This window comes from Actinophytocola sp. (assembly GCF_050699915.1).
Taxonomy (GTDB): Bacteria; Actinomycetota; Actinomycetes; order Mycobacteriales; family Pseudonocardiaceae; genus Actinophytocola.
On record NZ_JBOHGA010000163.1, the window covers coordinates 1 to 15147 of the forward strand.

Consider the following 15147-nt stretch of genomic DNA (forward strand, 5'->3'; position numbering starts at 1 on the left):
GGCAGACCCTGGCGGCCGCGACCCGGACCGCCGACGCCGGACCACCCGACGAGGCGCCGCGGCCCGCCGGCTCCCGGCCGGACATGGCCGCCCGGTTCAGCGCCTTCCACCAGGTCGGCCGGACCGACAGGCCCGAGGCCGCCGGCACGCCCGACAGCAGCTCCGCCAACGGACCTTCGGAGGACGAATCCCGATGACCACGACTAACTCGAGTCTCGAGTGGTTGCTGGAGAACCTGGTGGGCAACACTCCCGGCGCGACGCACGCCCTGGTGCTCTCCCGCGACGGGCTCAAGCTCTGCCACACCAGCGGGCTGAACATGGACAAGGCGGACCAGCTCGCCGCGATCGCGGCAGGCGTGCAGGCGCTCTCGCATGGCGCGTCGGCCGAGTTCGGCGACGGCTCCGGCGGAGTGCGCCAGTCCATGACCGAGTTCCACGGCGGAATCCTGTTCATCGTCGAGGCGGGCGCGGGTGCTCATCTCGCGGTGCTGGCCGCCGACACCGCGGACGTGGGTCTGATCGGGCACAAGATGAACGAGATGATCGAGCAGATCGGCGCGCACCTGACCGCACCGCCGCGCGAGTCCGCGCACCACAGCCCGTCCGCATGATCCGTCGGAAGCTCGACAACGAGGGTCCGGACCGGCTCTACACGCTCACCCGCGGGCGAAGCCGCGCGGACCATCACCAGCTGGACCTGGTCACGTTGATCGTGAGCAGGGCCGAGCCGACCCGTGGCATGCAGTCCGAGCACGTCAGGATCCTGCAGCTGTGCCGCTCCCCCACCGCGGTCGTCGAGATCTCCGCGGACCTCGCCCTGCCGGTGAGCGTGGTGAAGGTCCTGCTGTCGGACCTGCTCGACGCGGGCCAGCTCAGCGCCCGGAACCCGTCCTCGACCCGGGTCGGCACAACGCTGCCCGACGCCGACTTCCTGAGGAAGGTGCTCGTTGGACTCGAGAATCTCTGACCTCGACCTGCCCAGCCGCCCGCCCGGCCTCGACCGCGCGCCGCTGCACGGCACGGCGGCCGACGGCGTGAAGATCGTGGTCGTCGGCGGTTTCGGGGTCGGCAAGACCACGCTGGTCGGGGCGGTGAGCGAGATCCGCCCGCTGTCCACCGAAGAGGTCATGACCCAGGCCGGGGCCGGCGTCGATCACAACAGCGGCGCGACCGGCAAGACCACCACCACCGTCGCGTTCGACTTCGGCCGGATCACGCTGAACGAGGAGATGGTGCTCTACCTGTTCGGCGCACCCGGCCAGGAGCGGTTCTGGTTCCTGTGGGACAAGCTGTTCGCCGGCACGCTCGGCGCGGTCGTGTTGGTGGACACTCGGCGGATCTCCGACTCCTGGTACGCCATCGACCGGCTCGAGCACCACGGCACGCCGTTCATCGTGGCGTGCAACAACTTTCCCGGGTCGACCGTCGACCTGACCGCCGTCCGTGACGCGTTGTCGCTGTCCGAGGACGTGCCGCTGGTCGACTGCGACGCACGCGACCGTCAGTCGGCCAAGCGAGTGTTGCTCGCCCTAGTCAACCGTCTCTACGCCTTGACCTCCGCCCGGGAGACCACCCCATGACCGATGTCCAGCCCCACACCGAACCCATCGGCGCCGCTCAGGATGGGCGGATCCGCTTGTACGGCCCCAAGTTCGAGAGCGACCCGGCCGCGCTGTACACGCAGCTGCGGCGCCAGCACGGGCCGGTCGCGCCGGTGCTGCTCGAGGGCGACGTGCCGGCGTGGTTCGTGTGCGGGTACCGCGAGGTCCACCAAGTCACCACCGACTCCCAGCAGTTCGCCCGGGACACCCGGCGCTGGAACGCCTGGGACCGCGTGCCGCCGGACTGGCCGCTGCTGGCCTACGTGGTCCACAACCCGTCGGTGATGTTCACCGAGGGGGCGGAGCACCGGCGGCGGGCCGGCGCGATCAGCGACGCACTCGACCTGGTCGACCAGTTCGAGCTGAGCGCGCACTGCGAAAAGATCGCCGACCGATTGATCGACGAGTTCGCCGGCAGCGGCGAGGCGGACCTCGTCTCGCAGTACGCCCAGCGGATCCCGTTGCGGGCGGCCGCCTTCATGTGCGGTATGTCCGAAGCGGACACTCCGAACCTGGTCCGTGACCTCACGGTCTCCGTGGACTCCTCCGGCCCCGAGTCGATGGAGGCGTACGGGCGGGTGCAGCAGGCCATGCAGAACTTGGTCGCGGGCAAGCGCGCCTACCCCGGTCCCGACGTGCCGTCGCGGCTGCTCGCGAACGAGGGTGGCCTGACCGACGAGGAGATCGTGCTCGACCTGCTCGTGGTGCTGGCCGCGGCGCACCAGCCCACCACCAACTGGATCGGCAACACCGTCCGCCTGATGCTCACCGACGACCGGTTCGCCACATCCTTGTCCGGCGGCCGGGCGAGTGTCGGTCAGGCGCTCAACGAGGTGCTGTGGCACGACACGCCGACACAGAACTTCATCGGCCGCTTCGCCACCCGGGACACGATGCTGGGTGGGCAGCGCGTGCGCGCCGGCGACCTGCTCGTGCTCGGCCTCGCCGCGGCGAACGCGGATCCGCAGGTGCGCCCGGGTGAGGGCGGCGCGCTGGGCAACCGCGCGCAGCTGTCCTTCGGGCACGGCGAGCACGGCTGCCCCTACCCGGCACCCGAGCTCGCCGAGGTGATCACGAGGACGAGCATCGAGGTGCTGCTGGATCGGCTGCCGGATCTGACGCTCGCGGTGCCGGGCGAGGCTCTGGTGTGGCGCCAGTCGGTGTGGATGCGCGGGCTGACCGCACTGCCGGTGACCTTCACCCCGGGCTACGTGCGGTAACCGCCTCCCCGAAACCGGGACTCACATGATGATCTGCGACTCGGGCCCTAGCTCACCGGGGTGAAGCGGACCGGCAGCGACGCCGGGCCGCGGGTGAACACGCCGCGCTCGACGGGGCCCGCGTCCTCGGCCAGCGCGAGGTCCGGCATCGCGTCCAGCAGCTGGTTGCTGGCCACCTCGACCTCGGTCTTGGCCAGCAACGCGCCGACGCAGAAGTGGCGGCCGAGTGCGAAGGACAGATGGCCCGCCGCGGCCGAGAACGCCGTGTTGGTCGGCAGATCGTCGCGGAAGATGTCGAACGAGTCCGGGTTCGCGAACCGCCGCGGGTCCCGGTTCGCCGCGCCGATGAGGCATGTCACGGTGCTGCCCGCGGGGATGGACACGCCGCTGACCGTCACCGCCTCGGCGGGCTGTCGCATGATCATGTGCACGGGCGGGGAGAATCGCAGCGTCTCCGCGAAGGCGCGCGGGATGAGCGTGCGGTCCGCGCGCACCGCCGCCAGCTGGTCGGGGTGGTCGAGCAGGTTGCGGAACGTGCTCCCGACGGCCTTGTCGGTGGTCTCGCCGCCGGCGGCGAGCAGCAGGCTCACGAACGCCTTGATGTCCTCGTCGTCCATCTGGGTGCCCTCGACCTCGGCCGCGCACAGCGTGGACAGCAGGTCGTCGCCGAGGTTCTCCCGCCGGTGCTGGATGATCGGGATCATGTACTCCGCGAGCTCCGCGCGGGTGCGCAGGCCGTCGGCCGCGACGTCGGGGTCCTGGCTCAGGTTGCTCAGGAACGCGATGATCGACGTGTACCAGCGCTGGAAACGCGCCTGGTCGTCGCGGTCCAGCCCGAGCATGTCGACGATGACGTTGATCGGGAAGTGCCGTGCGAAATCCGTCACGAGGTCGGCGCTTCCCTTGTCCCGGAAGCCGTCGATGAGCTCGCGCGCGTTGCGCTCGATGACCGGCAGGAACTTCTGCTCGAGCTCGTTGCCACGAAATGCGGGCGCCACTAGCGCGCGGCGCACGGAATGCTCGCGACCGTCCATCTGCACGATGGTCCGCCCGTGCACGGGTTCGAGCTGCCAGTCGTAGTTGTTCGTGGTGTAGACGGGTTCCTTGAAGGCCCGGGCCACGTCCTCGTACCGCGAGACGATGTAGCTCTGCATGGGTTCGTTCCACACCAGCGGTGCGGTGTCCAGCATGGCGCGGTACGCGCTGTAGGGGTCCATCGCGAACTCCGGGGACAGGATGTCCGGCGCTTCACTGGCGGTGGTCATGGAACTCCCAGGGACGTGAGTTTGCTACGGGGCCGGCCCAGCGTAGTGATCAACAACGGCTCGGTTGGATGGCCCGGACGCAAGTTCAGGCGGATGGACCAATGCCCCGAAACGCAGAGTCACGACCACGGCTGAAGTCCTACGAGGCGCCTACCTCGATTGTCTCCGTGCAGATTCGCTGGCTGCCCGTGATGATGCATGCCGTGAGACGTGTGCCGACCGGCGCCGACAGCATGCGCGTTGGTCTCGGCCCAGATTTGTCGGCCGGTGCTTGAGCGCGCTGATTGAGACCGTTGCCGTCCGTAATTTTGATGACCGATCCAGGCGGCGCGCCTTTGGCCTTTGCCCACGCGGCTTGGCAGTTGTTGCTGTACATCACTTCGATGATCGTGGTCGCGTTGTCGCGGCCGGCGAGCGGTCGGGCGTCGTCGTCGCAGCCCTGCGCTTTGTGGATCCTGTCCGCGCAGGATTTACCGATGCAGGTCGTGCTGGCTTGCGCCTGAGGGGTTAGTGGCTCATCGGCTCGTGATGCGTTGACGACGACGGCAACGCCCACCGCCGCTGCCGCGACCACCGCGACGATACCGAACTTGACGAGGGTCGATGCACGGGTTCGTTTGACCTGAGGTACGACGTCCGTCTCTGCATTCGCCGACGCCGTTTCCCGACCACGACGCCGCCGGTCGGCGAAATCTCTTTCCGCCGTCTCGTAGGCGCGAAAGAGAGCCGGCTCGTCGACGGATCCGCCATGTTGCCGAGCCAGCTCGACGAGCTTGTCGACCGTCGATCGGTCCGGCAGCCGTTCAGCGGACAGGTATCGACTCATCGTGGCCCTGCCGACGTGCAGTGCGCCGGCCAACTGCGCCTGCGACCGCAGGCCCGTCGCGTCGGCGAGTGCGCGCAGCTGCTCGGCCCACGGCCGGACCGCCTCCGGCACGTCCGCCGGAATATCGGATCTCGCCACCGCAGCCGTCCCCATCTCGTTCCCGGGAACATGTGTTTACGCAGGTCGACACTCCGACGTTCCCGCTGCGTTCCCGAACAGCGGGTAAGGCTAGCGGGCCCCTCCGCGCACCGTAAAGACTTCCTGAACGTTGATCACTGGGCGGCGCGATGGCGTCGTCAACCAGCGGTAAGGAAGGTAGGGGCGATGGGGTCTGCCCGTCGGGTTTCACGAATTGGTGGATCCGCTCTCAGTGTGCTGGCGGTAGTGGCGACGATGACATTCGCGGTGACACGCGCGGATGTCCCCGGCGCGTCGCCGGATCGGATCGACGACTCAGAGCTCGCCGGTGCGGGTGGCGCGGAGACAGCGCAGACAAGCAACGGTCGGCACGGCAAACGGCCGAAGTACTTGCAGCGCGTGGTCATCGCACGGATGTACCAAAACGGAAGCTGGACCATTCCAGCCGTCAAGGATGCCACGAAAGAACGCAAGATCGCGTACGTGTGCGAAGCACTCGCCTATCTGAAGCCAACCTACGTGTCCGGATTGGTCCGGCTGGGCTGGAAGGACGACTCACCACAGAAGATCGCCGAGGAGGTGGAGATCTTCGACGGGGTCCGCACCTGCGTGCGGGAGAAGACGGACAAGGAAGTGAAGTTCGATGTCGTGCTGAACGCGCTGCATTACACCGACCCGAACGAACCGGACCCCGTCACGAACCCGCACGCCGGAACAGAGCGGATACGCGAACGGCTCCAAACCGCGCAGCAGGCGTTTCGCCCCGACGGCTGGTTCTTCGACTTCTTCGCCAGTCCCTACAAGGCAGGCTCGAACCGGTACCCCCAGCCGCTGGAAGCCGGCATCGAGTGGATCCATGGCGACAAGAACCTGGGCGAGCACAAGCCGCGGCAGTTCGTCGGAGGCACGGTCTGGGGCACGGAAACCCCGGTTCCGCGGCACAGCGACTTCCTCTCTGTCACGGACCGCGGGGGCGCGGACTACACCAAGAAGCTGGTGCGCGACCTCGCATCCGAGCGCAAGCCACTGCTGATGCACATCGACAACAGCCCGACCGACGAGCACAGCAAGGGCTCGACGTTCTACAGCGGCGAGCGGGACCGCGACCAGGTCATCCGGCAGCAGGTCCGCGACCAGGACATCGGCTACCGGTACATGTTCCCGGTCTTCTTCCCGACCAAGTTCGGTTCCGTCTCCGTGTTCGACATGCGGGAGCACCCGGACCTGTTCAAGACCATGTGTCGTCTCGTTCGCAACCAGTGCGACTCCCCGCCGGGCGCGCCGGCGAAGGGCACCACCACGCGCACCACCGCGCCGGACGAGCGCGCCACGCCGAAGCAGACGGCACCGCCGAAGACCACACTGCGGGCCGTCGCCCGGGGTTACCACCGGAACACCACTCAGCATCTCTACTCGCTCAGCCGCGAGGAGATCAAGCAGGCACCGGGTGTGCGACTCGAGACGGGGAAGGCCTTCTACCTCGCGCCGGCACCCGGTCCCGGACTCAGCGCGTTCCATCGCTGCTACCTCGGCAACGGCTGGCACGTGCTGACCGCGGTTCCCGGCTGCGAAGGAGTGACCGGAGCCATCGACGAGGGACCACTCGGTTACCTCGCCGCCACACAACTCCCCGGAACCGTTCCGCTCTACCGCATGTTCCGGCCCGACAAGCCCGACCACTTCTTCACGACCAGTACCGCCGAACGGGACGCCGCGGCCGCCCATGGCTACACGTTCGAGAACGTCGCGGGCTACGTCTGGCCGTCACCCGCGAACTAACCCCGTCGACAGAGAAGGAACTCGAAGAATGCGTCGCATAACCGCAACGATGGCAACGCTCGGCACGCTTGGCGTTGTCCTGGCTACGACACTCTCGCTAGCGGAAACCCCGACCCCCACCACAGCAGCGCCGATCACCGACACCGCACCCGCGCAGCTGCGGCTCGCCGCCGACCCGACCGCCGCCGAGCGCGATCACCTCGCGCGCGTGTGTAGGAACGACGTCGCCGTCAAACGACACGGCCACGTCGTCGGCCGGCTGAACGAGGGCGACAAGTTCAAGGTGATCCGCGAGATAACGAACCATGAGTTCGGTTTCGAAGTCGTCGCCTACTACGGGTTCGCGTACGGCTCGGTGAACGCGAAGGGCAAGGTACGAGCCGGCGCTCTCAGCTGCCGCTGACTCAGATGACGACCGCGCGGAAGGCGTGTACGCACCACGGCCCGTCGTAGTTGGTCACCCACAGGTTCGTCGAGTACCCGTCGAGCTCCTGCCCCTTCGCCGTGCCGCTCAGGTAGAGCTGGACGGACCGGTCGCCGGCGGAGACGCCGTCCATCGTCGGGTCGATCTCCAGCTCCGGCTGGTAGCCGACGAGCTCGTCGACGTCCGCGGGGGTGCTGATGGCATCCGGGCAGAGCTGGGTCTTCGCCTGTGCCGCGTCGCCGGTGTTGACGCTGTCCAGGAAGGCCGTCATCGCGCTCAGCGCTCGCGGGTCGACCGGTTGCCCACCGGCGGTCGCTGCGCGCTGCTCGGTCGGTTCCTCCACTGGTTCGGCGGTCTGTTCCTCCACCGGCTCGGCGGTCCGTTCCTCCGCCGGTTCGGCGGTCGGTTCGGTCGTCGGCGCCTGTGCAGTCGTCGTCTCGTCGCTGAGGAAGAAGCCGGGCGCGACGAAGCCCGTGACGCCGATCGCGCCCAGCACCACCACGACGACCGCGGCCACGGCGACGATCGCACCGGTGTTCTTCTTCGGCGGGGGCGCGCCGAAGCCGCCGTACTGGCCGTAGGGATGCTGTCCGCCATGGGGCTGCTGGTAGATCATGGCCCCTGGGATGACCGCTGACGCGGTCGCGGTTCCAGTCGAGACCTTTCGAAGTTGTGACGAGCGACCGGACACGGAACCAGACGCGGGCCCTCCTCATCGGACCGCCCATGACGCGGGGAGAGTTGGGAACTGTGCGACGGGCCGGTGTTGTCGCGGGAGTCGCGGTCGGGGTGGTGTTGTGCACCGTCGCACCTGTCGGGGCCGAGCCGGAGCCGGCGCCGCTGGGGCACGCCGAGCGGGTCGCGGGCCTGTCGTCACCGGCGGCCGGTGTCAACGGGTACTCCGGCGACGGCTTCGCCGCCACCAAGGCCCGGATCGGCTTCGACGTGAAGATCGCCGTCGCGTCGGACGGTGCCGTCCTTCTCGTGGACTCCGACAGCCGGCGCCTGCGACGGGTCGGCACCGACGGCGTGATCGACACCGTGCCCGCGCCCGCCGCAGTCAGCGGCGGCGGTCCGTGGTTTGCCAGGGGCGCCACCCCGTGGATGGTGGACAGCGGGCCGGACGGCAGCGTGTACCTGTCCGACCGCGAGGAGATCAGCCGGCTCGGCAAGGACGGGTCGTGGACGACCATCGCCGGCGGCGGGGAGGCCGACTTCGCGGACGGCCGTGGCGGCGACGGAGGTCCCGCCACCAACGCGTTCCTCCACGACATCGAGAACCTCGAGGTCGACGCGGCCGGCGTGGTGTACGTCGCCGATGGCAGCAACGGGCGGGTCCGCCGCGTCGATCGCAACGGCACGATCACCACGGTTGCCGGCGGCGGTGGCACCACCCCGTCGACCGAACCCGTGCCAGCCAGGTCCGCCCGGCTCGACCCGTTCGACATCGCGGTCGACCCGGCCGGCGGGTTCTGGATGGTCGACTACGCGCGGCTGAAGCAGACTCCGCCCAGGCTCGTCCACGTCGACGCCGAGGGCATGCTGACGGCGGTGCCCCTCGACGCGAAGTTCACCCAGGCGTTCCCGATCGCGGTCGGCGCGGACAGCACTGTCTACGTCGGCGTCGGAGCGTTCCTGCACCGGCTGGCCGAGGACGGCTCCACGACTCCGCTCGGCGGCCCGTTCGCCGACTCGATCACGGACATCGCGATCGCCGGGGACGGCACTGTCTACACGGCGACCGATGGTGCCGTAGACCGGCTGGTCGAACCCGACCCGCGCGAGGGCGAGAAGCTGCCCCCGACTCGAGCCGCCGCGGACCGGTGGGCAGGCGACGAACCCGGCACGGTGCACCGCGTCGCGGGTGACGGCGAGTACCGGGAGAGCGTCGGCGGCACCGGCGCCGGACCCGACCAGGCGCCGACCGAGCCGCGGGACGTCGTGGCGGCGCCGGACGGCGGTGCCTACGTACTCGACGCCGGGAACGAGCGGGTCCTGAGCGTGTCGCCGGCGGGTGCCGTCGAGGAGTTCGCGACGCTGCCGTCCGGTGACGCCGCAACGATCGTGGGGCTGGCCCGAGGCTCGGACGGCGCGCTGTACACCCTCGACGCGAATGGCGGAGTTCTCCTCCGCATCGGTCCTGACGGCGCGGTGAGCAATGTCAACGGTGTGGCGGTGGCCGAGAACTATCGCCCCGCCACAACGGTTCTCGACAAGGCGGGCAACACCTACCTGCCGGCCGACGACGGTGAGGTCCTGCTTCGGAGCGGGCCCGGCGGAAGGGCCGTCCCGGTCGCCGGCGGCGGCGACCGGGACGGTGCCGAGGCGGACGGCGGACCGGCGAGGCAGGCCTCCATGTACCTGCCGCAGGCGGCCGCGATCGCGCCGGACGGCTCCGTCGCCGTGCTCGAGGAGTACCTGAACGCCGTGCGGCTCGTGCGTCCCGACGGCAGCCTCACCACTATCGCGGGCAACGCCGACGCGAGGCTGGAGCGTGCGGGGTTCGGCGGTGACGGCGGACCGGCGACCGCGGCGCTGCTCAACTCACCGCGTGCCGTCGCCTTCGCGCCCGACGGCACCGTGTACATCGCGGACACCATGAACAACCGCGTACGCAAGGTCGCCCGGAACGGCGTGATCACCACCGTGGCGGGCACGGGTGAGCGGGACGAGAAGGGGGACGGCGGACCGGCGACACGCGCGGCGCTCGTCGAGCCCGACCACGTCGCGGTCGCCGAGGACGGCGCGCTCTGGGTGACCAGCGCGGCCAGCACGCGGGTCCGTCGGATCGACCGGGACGGCACCATCACCACTCCCGTCGACTTCAAGGCGGCGGACGTCGACGCGTCGGCGATCCCGGCCGAGGAGCTGACCCTCGACGGGTACGCCATCGCGGTCGACCGGAAGGGGACGGTGTACGTCGACGCCGCCGAGACGGTCCGGGCGGTGTCGTCTGGGGAGGCCCGGACCGCGTTCGACACGGCCGGCCTCGGTGGACCGATGATCGCGTCGGCCGCCGACGGAAGCCTCTACTACGGCGGTGCGACGCTGCGGCACCGCTTCCCGGACGGCGCGGAGACCCCGGTCGTCGGCGCCCTGCAACAGGGCGTACCGCCCGCGGACGGGGCGAACGCCAGCACGGTCAACATCGTGCCGACCGACATCGCGGTCGACCCGGACGGCACACCGCTCATCGCCACGAAGGACGCCGTGTTCGCGCTAGTCGGAGGCAGGCTCGACCAACGCTGGCACCTAGACGATCCCGATGGCGAGCAGATCAACGGCATCGCGTCCGGACCCGACGGAACGCTTTACGTGGCGCTCTCCGAAGACAGGGTGGCCGCGGTGCGGGACGGGAGGGCGCGAACTTTCGCCGGCACCGGCGACGCCCCGGCGGCCGACGATGACGACATAGGCGACGGCGGCGCGGCGACCGACGCGCTGCTCGAGAGTCCCCGCGACGTGGCGGTCACCAGCGACGGTTCCGTCTTCGTCAGCACCACCGACGGCATCCGCCGGATCAACCCGGACGGCGACATCGACACCGTCGTCGCCGGCCAGACCGTCGAGGAGGGTTCGCTCACCCAGGACACGCCACCGGAGGCGCTGGCCGTCGACGCGCACGACAACCTCTACTTCACCGAACCGGCGCTCAACCAGGTCCGCGTGGTGGTGCGCCCCGCCGCGATGCCGGACCAAAGTGGAACGTCGCTGTGGTGGTGGCTGGGCGGCGGCGCACTCGTCGTGGCGGCGGCCGCGTTCCTGCTGTGGCGTCGCAGGACGAGCACAGCCCCGACACCGACCACCGCCGAGCCAGCCCCGGCGTCGACTGCGTCGGCGTCGCAGGAGGACGAACCCGCGCAACCCGTTCAGGATCCATCCGACAGGCAGCCCGAGGACAAGTGATCACGAACTCAGCTCTGGACGACCGGCAAAGGTCGGACACAGCCGGTCAGAAAGCAAACAACCCGGCGACCTGTTTGGTCAGGTAACCGGGCTGTTGTGGCGGGTGAAGGGTTCGAACCTTCGTAGCTTTCGCGACAGATTTACAGTCTGCTCCCTTTGACCGCTCGGGCAACCCGCCAGTGTGTTCAGCTCTGCTGGACGGCGGAAACCTTACCCAACGCCTCCCCGGGGCGGCCAACCGGATACGTCACGGTCGGTCGGGGGTCAGCGGTAGCATCCGGGCTCGGGGAGAAGTCGCTGGTGAGTGGAGGTGCGTGAGCTGTGGCGGATCCATCCTTCGACGTGGTGAGCAAGGTCGATCGGCAGGAGGTCGACAACGCGCTCAACCAGGCGGGCAAGGAGCTGTCCACCCGGTTCGACTTCCGGGGCACCGGGGCCTCCGTGCGGTGGGCCGGCGAGGAGGCCATCACCATCGAGGCGGAGACCGAGGAACGCTGCAAGGCCGCGGTCGAGGTGTTCAGGGACAAGCTGGTCAAGCGGCAGATCTCGCTGAAGGCGTTCGACGTGGGCGATCCGTCCGTGTCCGGCAAGACCTACAAGGTCACCGGCAGCATCGTGCAGGGGATCTCCTCCGAGAAGGCCAAGCAGATCGCCAAGAAGATCCGCGACGAAGCCCCCAAGGGCGTCCAGGCGCAGATCCAGGGCGACCAGCTCCGCGTCTCCGGCAAGAAGAAGGACCACCTGCAGGACGTCATCGCCCTGCTGAAGCGCGAGGACTTCGGGATAGCGCTGCAGTTCACGAACTACCGATGAGGGGCATCGTCCTCGCGGGGGGCAGCGGCACTCGGCTGCATCCCATCACGCAGGCGGTGTCCAAACAGCTCTTACCCGTCTACGACAAGCCGATGATCTACTACCCGATGTCGGTGCTCATGCTGGCCGGCATCCGGGACATCCTCATCATCTCCACGCCCGGCGACCTGCCCAACTTCCAGCGGCTGCTGGGCTCGGGCAACCAGTTCGGCATCGAGCTCTCCTACGCCGAGCAGCCGGAACCCAACGGCCTGGCCGAGGCCTTCATCATCGGCGAGGACTTCGTCGGTGACGACGACGTGGCGCTCGTCCTGGGCGACAACATCTTCTTCGGCGCGGACTTCTCCGCGATCATGACCGAGTACGTGACCGGCATCGACGGCGCGGTGCTCTTCGGCTACCGCGTCAAGGACCCGCAGCGCTACGGCGTCGGCGAGGTCGACGCCGACGGCCGCCTCCTGTCCATCGAGGAGAAGCCGGCCAAGCCCAAGTCCAACCGGGCGATCACCGGCCTCTACTTCTACGACAACGACGTCGTCGAGATCTCCAAGGGGCTCGCGCCGTCCGCGCGCGGCGAGCTCGAGATCACCGACGTCAACCTCACCTACCTGCAGCAGGGCCGCGCCCGGCTGATCGACCTCGGCCGCGGGTTCGCCTGGCTGGACACCGGCACCCACGACTCGCTGCTCGCCGCCGGCCAGTTCGTCCAGGTGCTCGAGCACCGCACCGGCGTGCGCATGGCCTGCCTCGAGGAGATCGCGCTCGAGCAGGGCTTCATCACCGCGGACGACTGCTACGCGCTGGGCGCGAAGCTCGCGAAGTCCGGCTACGGCGACTACGTGATGGCCATCGCCATGGCGGCAGGCGCGACCGGCTGACTGCGCCAGGCCTGGGAGCGAACGCCAGCGTACCGACGAGCACAGACGATTCCGGTAGCCAAACGTCGATCTGTGGACATCGGCGTCAGTTGTGGACAACCGCCCGGGGGTCCCCCGAATTCCACGCTACCGGCGAGGTCTGACAACTTCGGTGGCTGGCTCGGCGGGCTGTGGACAACGTGGCCTGGCGCGGCCTCCGGCCCCCGATTTCCAGCGTAGCGGCGACGGCCGACGATTCCGGTGCGAGCGGCTGAGACCTGTGGACAACTTGACCTTGGGCCCCGGAAGCACAGGGCTGGCATTTCTTGCGCGGTCCGGTGGGAGGTCCGGCGCCACCGGTCAGCGCAGGCCGCGGCGGGCCATCTCCTCCAGGCGGCGGACCCGGTCCGAGATCGGGGGATGGGTCGAGAACAGCCGCGCCACCCGCTCGCCCGGGCGGAACGGGTTCGCGATCATCAGATGGGACTGCGACACGACCTTAGGCTCCGGCGCGAGCGGCGCGACCTGGGTGCCGTACTCCAGCTTGCGCAGCGCGGACGCCAGGGCGAGCGGGTCACCGGTCAGCTCGGCGCCGGACTGGTCCGCCTGATACTCGCGCGAACGAGACACCGCCATCTGGATGATGCCCGCCGCGACCGGGCCCAGCAGCGCCAGCAGCAGCAGCGCCAGCGGGTTCGGGCGGTCGTCGTTGGAGCCACCGAAGATCCCGGCGAACATGGCCAGGTTCGCCAGCACGCTGACGACGCTGGCCAGCGCCCCGGCGACGCACGAGATGAGGATGTCCCGGTTGTAGACATGCGACAGCTCGTGCCCCAGCACGGCCCGCAGCTCGCGGTCGTCCAGCAGCTCCAGGATCCCGGTCGTGCAGCAGACCGCCGCGTTGCGCGGGTTGCGCCCGGTCGCGAACGCGTTCGGCGCCTGCGTCGGGCTGACATACAGACTCGGCATCGGCTGGCGCGCCGACGTGGCCAGCTCACGCACGATCCGGTACATCGCCGGCTGCTCGGCCTGGGACACCGGCCGCGCGTGCATCGCCCGCAGGGCCAGCTTGTCGGACTTGAAGAAGGCGTAGCCGTTCATCAACAGGGCGAGCCCCAGCCCGATGAACAACGCGGTGCGGCCGAACAGCGAGCTGATCGCGATGATGAGCGCGCTCATGCCGCCGAGCAGCAGCGCGGTCTTCAGCCCGTTGTAGTGCTTGTGCACCTTCCGCACCCTTCCGTGAACGAAACTCCCTCACCGAAACGATCCTGAGCGGCTTCGAGTTCCGACGGCGCAGGTCAGCCGCCTGCCTCACCTCGCCGCCAGTACGTCGTCGGGCGCACGCGGCGGCGGTCGAAGCCGCGCTCGTCGAGCAGGTGCGCCCGCAGCGCGACCATCGACGACCGCTCGCCCGCGAGCCACGCCTCGACCCGGCCCGACGGCAGGTCGGCCGCGGCGACCGCGCCGGCGAGCGAGCCGCCCGAGGCGCGGTGTACCCAGGTCGCGGGCACCGGTAACGGCAGCTCCTCCAACGCGTCCTCGACCTCCACGAACACCCTGGTCACGGCTCCGGCAGGGAGCGCGTCGAGGATCGCCGCGATGGCCGGCAGCGCGGTCTCGTCGCCGGCGAGCAGGTACCAGTCCGCGGTCTGGTCCGGCCGGTAGGCGGGCGACGGGCCGACGAAGATCAGCCGGTCCCCCGGCCGCGCCGCCCGCGCCCAGTCCGAGGCCGGGCCGGGAGCGTCGTGCAGGACGAAGTCGAAGTCGATCTCGTTCGCCGCCGCGTCGTGCCGGCGGATGGTGTACGTCCTGGTCAGCGGGCGCACCTGGGACCACAGCCCGCGCGCGGCCTCGAGCGTCAGCGGCTCGGGCAGCTCGACGTCGTCGGGATAGAAGTACAGCATCACGTTCTGGTCGGTGCCCGCGCCGACGAAGTCCGCGAGCTCGTCGCCGCCGACCGCCACGCGCACGAGCCGCGGGGTCACCTGCTCGACCCGCCGCACCGGCACCCGCCACAACCTGGTCTCCGGCCGGCGTGTGCGCCGGCCCGCCGTCTGCACAGTCATCGACAGCAATCTTCGCACCTGGCCAGGCCACCGCGCGGCGCGGTACTGTTCGTTCGAACGAACAAGGAGGGTCTATGACCACCACCGCACCCACCGACCGTTTCGTCGGGCTCGAGGCGCAGGCCACGCGGCTCGCCGCGGGCGAGGTGACCTCGGTCGAGCTGGTCGACGAGGCCCTGCGGCGGATCGAGGCGACCCAGCCGACGCTGAACGCCTTCCGCCGCGTGCGCGCCGAGCGGGCCCGCAC

Annotated in this window: 14 protein-coding genes and 1 tRNA gene; 9 read left to right on the top strand and 6 right to left on the bottom strand. The window is 69.5% G+C overall.

The window, feature by feature from the left end; genetic code table 11:
- The first annotated feature begins 193 nt into the window (after window positions 1–193).
- The 4 genes from ACRDSK_RS24120 to ACRDSK_RS24135 are packed head-to-tail and all read left to right on the top strand — an operon-like array spanning window position 194 to window position 2823.
- Window positions 194–613 carry a roadblock/LC7 domain-containing protein gene (locus ACRDSK_RS24120; protein ID WP_431443520.1) on the top strand — a complete coding sequence of 140 codons (420 nt, stop codon included), beginning with the start codon at window positions 194–196 and terminating at the stop codon, window positions 611–613.
- A complete protein-coding gene (locus ACRDSK_RS24125) occupies window positions 610–969 on the top strand; it encodes a DUF742 domain-containing protein (RefSeq protein WP_431443521.1) in 360 nt (119 codons plus the stop codon). The genes ACRDSK_RS24120 and ACRDSK_RS24125 overlap by 4 nt, the downstream gene beginning before the upstream one ends.
- Window positions 950–1582, top strand: a complete 633-nt coding sequence (locus tag ACRDSK_RS24130; protein ID WP_431443522.1) for a GTP-binding protein — start codon at window positions 950–952, stop codon at window positions 1580–1582. Before ACRDSK_RS24125 ends, ACRDSK_RS24130 begins: the two co-directional genes overlap by 20 nt.
- Entirely contained in the window at window positions 1579–2823 is a 1245-nt protein-coding gene (locus tag ACRDSK_RS24135) for a cytochrome P450 (RefSeq protein WP_431443523.1), read from the top strand. Before ACRDSK_RS24130 ends, ACRDSK_RS24135 begins: the two co-directional genes overlap by 4 nt.
- Window positions 2824–2870: 47 nt before the next feature.
- On the opposite strand, the gene ACRDSK_RS24140 is transcribed toward ACRDSK_RS24135, so the two are convergent.
- Both ACRDSK_RS24140 and ACRDSK_RS24145 read right to left on the bottom strand, forming a co-directional pair.
- Window positions 2871–4088, bottom strand: a complete 1218-nt coding sequence (locus tag ACRDSK_RS24140) for a cytochrome P450 (RefSeq protein ID WP_431443524.1) — start codon at window positions 4086–4088, stop codon at window positions 2871–2873.
- A 139-nt stretch (window positions 4089–4227) separates the two neighbouring features.
- On the bottom strand, window positions 4228–5052 hold the full coding sequence (locus tag ACRDSK_RS24145; RefSeq protein ID WP_431443525.1) for a DUF2690 domain-containing protein: 825 nt from the start codon (window positions 5050–5052) through the stop codon (window positions 4228–4230).
- Between the two features lie 30 nt (window positions 5053–5082).
- On the opposite strand from ACRDSK_RS24145, the gene ACRDSK_RS24150 reads away from it, so the two are divergent.
- Entirely contained in the window at window positions 5083–6831 is a 1749-nt protein-coding gene (locus ACRDSK_RS24150; protein WP_431443526.1) for a hypothetical protein, read from the top strand.
- Window positions 6832–6880: 49 nt separating this feature from the next.
- Window positions 6881–7234 (top strand): hypothetical protein, encoded by a 354-nt coding sequence (locus ACRDSK_RS24155; RefSeq protein WP_431443527.1) that lies wholly within the window; start codon window positions 6881–6883, stop codon window positions 7232–7234.
- 1 nt (window position 7235) lies between these two features.
- Here ACRDSK_RS24155 and ACRDSK_RS24160 read toward each other — a convergent pair whose 3' ends face one another.
- Complete coding sequence (locus ACRDSK_RS24160; protein ID WP_431443528.1) at window positions 7236–7871, bottom strand: hypothetical protein; 636 nt, start codon at window positions 7869–7871, stop codon at window positions 7236–7238.
- A gap of 134 nt (window positions 7872–8005) precedes the next feature.
- Between ACRDSK_RS24160 and ACRDSK_RS24165 the strand changes: the two genes are divergently transcribed.
- On the top strand, window positions 8006–11161 hold the full coding sequence (locus ACRDSK_RS24165; RefSeq protein ID WP_431443529.1) for an SMP-30/gluconolactonase/LRE family protein: 3156 nt from the start codon (window positions 8006–8008) through the stop codon (window positions 11159–11161).
- 97 nt (window positions 11162–11258) lie between these two features.
- Here the strand turns inward: ACRDSK_RS24165 and ACRDSK_RS24170 are convergent.
- Window positions 11259–11339, bottom strand: a tRNA-Tyr gene (locus tag ACRDSK_RS24170).
- 143 nt (window positions 11340–11482) lie between these two features.
- On the opposite strand from ACRDSK_RS24170, the gene ACRDSK_RS24175 reads away from it, so the two are divergent.
- Both ACRDSK_RS24175 and rfbA read left to right on the top strand, forming a co-directional pair.
- A complete protein-coding gene (locus tag ACRDSK_RS24175) occupies window positions 11483–11974 on the top strand; it encodes a YajQ family cyclic di-GMP-binding protein (protein WP_431443530.1) in 492 nt (163 codons plus the stop codon).
- A complete protein-coding gene (rfbA, locus tag ACRDSK_RS24180; protein WP_431443531.1) occupies window positions 11971–12852 on the top strand; it encodes a glucose-1-phosphate thymidylyltransferase RfbA in 882 nt (293 codons plus the stop codon). The genes ACRDSK_RS24175 and rfbA overlap by 4 nt, the downstream gene beginning before the upstream one ends.
- A gap of 339 nt (window positions 12853–13191) precedes the next feature.
- Here the strand turns inward: rfbA and htpX are convergent, their stop codons facing one another.
- Window positions 13192–14058 (bottom strand): zinc metalloprotease HtpX, encoded by an 867-nt coding sequence (htpX, locus tag ACRDSK_RS24185; protein WP_431443532.1) that lies wholly within the window; start codon window positions 14056–14058, stop codon window positions 13192–13194.
- 74 nt (window positions 14059–14132) lie between these two features.
- Window positions 14133–14900, bottom strand: coding sequence for a siderophore-interacting protein (locus ACRDSK_RS24190; RefSeq protein WP_431443533.1), 768 nt, complete (start codon window positions 14898–14900; stop codon window positions 14133–14135).
- Between the last annotated feature and the right edge of the window lie 247 nt (window positions 14901–15147).

Bases quoted from the DNA above. Each gene is read 5' to 3' on its own strand.
- rfbA (WP_431443531.1), top strand. From the start codon at position 11,971: ATGAGGGGCATCGTCCTCGCGGGGGGCAGCGGCACTCGGCTGCATCCC.
- ACRDSK_RS24155 (WP_431443527.1), top strand. From the start codon at position 6,881: ATGGCAACGCTCGGCACGCTTGGCGTTGTCCTGGCTACGACACTCTCG.
- ACRDSK_RS24140 (WP_431443524.1), bottom strand. From the start codon at position 4,088: ATGACCACCGCCAGTGAAGCGCCGGACATCCTGTCCCCGGAGTTCGCG.
- ACRDSK_RS24120 (WP_431443520.1), top strand. From the start codon at position 194: ATGACCACGACTAACTCGAGTCTCGAGTGGTTGCTGGAGAACCTGGTG.
- ACRDSK_RS24190 (WP_431443533.1), bottom strand. From the start codon at position 14,900: ATGACTGTGCAGACGGCGGGCCGGCGCACACGCCGGCCGGAGACCAGG.
- ACRDSK_RS24125 (WP_431443521.1), top strand. From the start codon at position 610: ATGATCCGTCGGAAGCTCGACAACGAGGGTCCGGACCGGCTCTACACG.
- ACRDSK_RS24135 (WP_431443523.1), top strand. From the start codon at position 1,579: ATGACCGATGTCCAGCCCCACACCGAACCCATCGGCGCCGCTCAGGAT.
- ACRDSK_RS24160 (WP_431443528.1), bottom strand. From the start codon at position 7,871: ATGATCTACCAGCAGCCCCATGGCGGACAGCATCCCTACGGCCAGTAC.
- ACRDSK_RS24150 (WP_431443526.1), top strand. From the start codon at position 5,083: ATGTGTTTACGCAGGTCGACACTCCGACGTTCCCGCTGCGTTCCCGAA.